The organism is Streptomyces thermocarboxydovorans, from assembly GCF_039524635.1.
GTDB classification, from domain to species: Bacteria; Actinomycetota; Actinomycetes; order Streptomycetales; family Streptomycetaceae; genus Streptomyces; species Streptomyces thermocarboxydovorans.
Genome location: NZ_BAAAGU010000129.1, coordinates 1 through 2,420 on the forward strand (window position 1 = coordinate 1; position 2,420 = coordinate 2,420).

Genomic DNA, 2,420 nt, shown 5'->3' on the forward strand with positions numbered 1-2,420 from the left:
TGGTCGGTGAGTTCATGACGACGTACCACACCACCATGATCCACCATCTAGCGATCTTTGAAGACGGACCCTAGTGCCGGGCCGGTCGGCGAACGGGGTCACCGTGAGGGTCTCGGTGGAGTACTTCTGCCAGAGGCGGTTGATGTAGTCGTCCATGACGGAGGCCGGGAGTGCGCCGGTCTCCAGCCCGTACAGCGGTGACAGGGCCCGCAGGACGGTGCCGTCGGACCGGGTCTGGATCAGGTTGCCCCAGCCGCCGGGCTGGGCGCGCAGGGCGTTGAGGACACCCTGGTAGCCGCCGGGCTTGAGCCGGCCGGTGGTCGCGGTGCTGTTGTCGCCCCGCAGGACTCCGACGCTGTAGGGCGCCGAGAACATGTCCACCTGGGTGCTGTTGAGCCACAGCCCGCTGTCATTGAGCGTGTACTCGGACCAGTTGAACAGGATGTCGCGGTTGGGGTCGGAGGGGTTCTGCACGGCGGGCTGCACCAGTCCGCCGGTGGTCAGCTTGAACACCAGCTTCTGGCCGTACGAGAAGTAGACGCGGCCCGAGAACTTCGGCAGGCGGATCGTCACCGTCTGCCCGGGCGCCGGCCCCGGGATCGAGGCGTCGGGTGCGGGCGTCGGCGGGTTGCCGCCCGCGGGCCAGGGATGGAAGGTGCCGTTCGCATCGGCCCAGCCCTGGCGGCCGGACGCGAGGTCGGTGCCGAGGTTGTACACGTACAGCGGCTCGGCGCGGCCGGAGTTGTTGGTGATCTTCAGCGGGATGGTCGCCGGGACGGCGGCCTCGGCGGTGGCCGGGGATCCGGCCGCCATGAGGGTGCCGGCGAGGAGCGCGGCGAGGGCCGGTCCCGCTGCGGCGGCCCTTCGTTCGAGGACGCGTCTGATGAGTCGAAGCATACTCCGTCTCCGTTTCGGTGATGGCCGATCGCAGGCCGTGAGAGCGCTCTCAGAGTCCCGTCGTGTTGTGCACCTGTCAACGGTTCGGAAGCAACCGTCACATGGGAGAGGGGCTGGGATCGGGCGGGCGTCCGACCGGTTCGTCCGGGAGTTCCTGACCCATCCGGAGGACGTCCCGGAGGATGAACTGTGGCGCCGTACGGCCACAGGCGTGCGGCCGGTCCGGGCGCCGCACCCCCGCTGAGTCCTTGTCAGCGGTCGGCAGTCGGCGGGGCGTCGCGTTCGTGGAGCGGGCCGCGCCGCTCGATCGGGTCCGCCGGCGGCGACGAGCGGCCGTCGTGATCGCAGAGCAGAGTAAGAACCATGAACCGTCACCGACGCCCGCCCCGGCGCGCCCCCTGGATCGCGGGGGGCGCCGTCGTGCTCGCCCTGGCGGGCGTCGGCGTGTGGGCCCTGGTCTCCCAGGACGGCGACGGGGCACGTCCGGAGCCGACCTCCACGACCGACATCGCCCTGCCCACACTCGATCCCCTGCCGACCTGGACGGTCGGCCCGGAGGAGACGCGCACAAGGCGCCCGACCCCGACGGACTCGCGGTCGGCCCGGCCGACGGCCACGGACCGCACCTCCCGGCCTTCCCCGACCGGCCGGCGCCCCACGTCCACCTCCCGCACGCAGGAACAGGCCCCGCCGAGCGGCCGGCCCACCGCCGGGGCACGGACCCCGCAGCAGCAACCGCCGGGTACCCGGGACGCGGGCACGGCTCCGTCCCGGACGACCGCCGCCAGTCGCCGGCCCACCGCGCCCGGTGGTACGCAGCGGCCCGCCCGGCCCAGCGACCGCCCGGCCGCCACGGGCGCATCCCGGCGGCCGGTGACACCCAGCAAGCGGGCCTCGGCCACCGCCCGTACCCCGCAGGCTCCGCCGAGCCGCCAGGCGACCACCGCCCCGGCTCGGCGGACGAGTCCCCCGGGCAAGCCGCCGGCTCCCGGCCGGACACCGACCGACGCATCGCCCGGCCGCACCCCCAAGCCGACCGCGAAGCCCGCGAAGCCGACCGCGAAGCCGGACCGGTCCCCGGGGCGCACCCCCTCGGCTCGGCCTTCGCGGCCCACGGCCGCGGCGACCACGCCCCCGCACCGGCCGCGCCCCTCGGCCACTCCCCCGCTGCCGGTGGCGCCGAGCCCCGGTGACCGCGCGCCCGCCGTGACCACCACCTGGTACACCTCCGCCGCGGCCACGGCTGCCGCCCGGCGGATGGCCGGGAACGCGGTGGTCGGCGACCCGGTGTGCTCGCTGGCCTCGGTGGGCGGGGTGGATCCCCGGCTGGTCCCGCACGGCGGCCGCGTCGGGATCGGGGAGCACGGCGGCTACTGGTGCCTCATCTGGTAGGCCGGACGCCTGCCGAGCACCCGGGAGCCGGCGGAGGAGAGTGCGGCTGTGCCGCTAGTGCTCTGACCGCATAGGTTCGCCGGGTTTCATGCTGCTGGGGCCAGGGGGCGTCCGCCCCAGCGGATGCGTTT

At 74.2% G+C, this 2,420-nt stretch carries 1 protein-coding gene and 1 pseudogene; one reads left to right on the forward strand and one right to left on the reverse strand.

Features of this window, described 5'->3' with window-relative positions:
* Nucleotides 1-69: 69 nt before the first annotated feature.
* Nucleotides 70-897 (reverse strand): annotated as a pseudogene (locus ABD198_RS30390) (beta-1,3-glucanase family protein); the annotation flags it as partial.
* A 363-nt stretch (nt 898-1,260) separates the two neighbouring features.
* Here ABD198_RS30390 and ABD198_RS30395 point away from each other — a divergent pair.
* Nucleotides 1,261-2,289, forward strand: a complete 1,029-nt coding sequence (locus ABD198_RS30395; RefSeq protein WP_344007938.1) for a hypothetical protein — start codon at nt 1,261-1,263, stop codon at nt 2,287-2,289.
* Nucleotides 2,290-2,420: the final 131 nt, after the last annotated feature.

Bases quoted from the DNA above. Each gene is read 5' to 3' on its own strand.
- ABD198_RS30395 (WP_344007938.1), top strand. From the start codon at position 1,261: ATGAACCGTCACCGACGCCCGCCCCGGCGCGCCCCCTGGATCGCGGGG.